2 protein-coding genes are annotated in these 672 nt (G+C 62.8%); both read left to right on the top strand.

Annotated features, from left to right (window positions below; all coding sequences use genetic code 11):
- Nucleotides 1–201, top strand: a 201-nt coding sequence (locus RCCGE510_RS32730; protein WP_276310703.1) for a CoA-transferase, incomplete at its 5' end; no start/stop codon positions are given.
- 16 nt (nt 202–217) lie between these two features.
- On the top strand, nt 218–672 hold a 455-nt coding region (locus RCCGE510_RS32725), incomplete at its 3' end, for a CoA-transferase (RefSeq protein ID WP_007638023.1).

Raw genomic sequence — 672 nt, 5'->3', positions numbered from 1 at the left:
GTGTTTCGCAAGACGGCCCGCAACTTCAACCCGCCGGCCGCAACCTGCGGCAAGATCTGCGTCGCTGAAGTCGAGGAAATCGTGCCAGCCGGCAGCCTCGATCCCGATCACATCCATGTCCCGGGGATTTACGTGCATCGCCTGATCCAGGGTCAGCACGAGAAACGCATCGAACAGCGCACCACGCGCGCGGCGGCTTGAGGGAAGGGGACGAGACATGGCCTGGGACAGAAACCAGATGGCGGCGCGTGCTGCCGGCGAACTTCAAGACGGCACCTATGTCAATCTCGGCATCGGCATTCCGACGCTGGTCGCCAACTATATCCCCGAAGGCGTCCATGTGACCCTGCAGTCGGAGAACGGCCTGCTCGGGATCGGTCCCTTTCCCACCGAGGATGAGATCGATGCCGATCTGATCAATGCCGGCAAGCAGACGGTGACGGCATTGCCGCATTCGGCCTTCTTCGACTCGGCGCAGAGCTTTGCGATGATCCGCGGCGGCAAGATCGCCATGGCGATCCTCGGCGCCATGGAAGTGGCGGAGAACGGCGACCTCGCCAACTGGATGACGTCCCGGGCGAGGCTCGTCGAAGGGCAGATGGGTGGTGCGATGGATCTGGTTGCCGGCGTCAAGCGGGTGGTCGTCGTCATGGACCACACCAACAAATCAGG

The organism is Rhizobium sp. CCGE 510, from assembly GCF_000292525.1.
Taxonomy (GTDB): domain Bacteria; phylum Pseudomonadota; class Alphaproteobacteria; order Rhizobiales; family Rhizobiaceae; genus Rhizobium.
The sequence above is the reverse complement of the archived record's forward strand: the minus strand, read 5'-3'. Positions and strand labels throughout refer to the sequence as shown.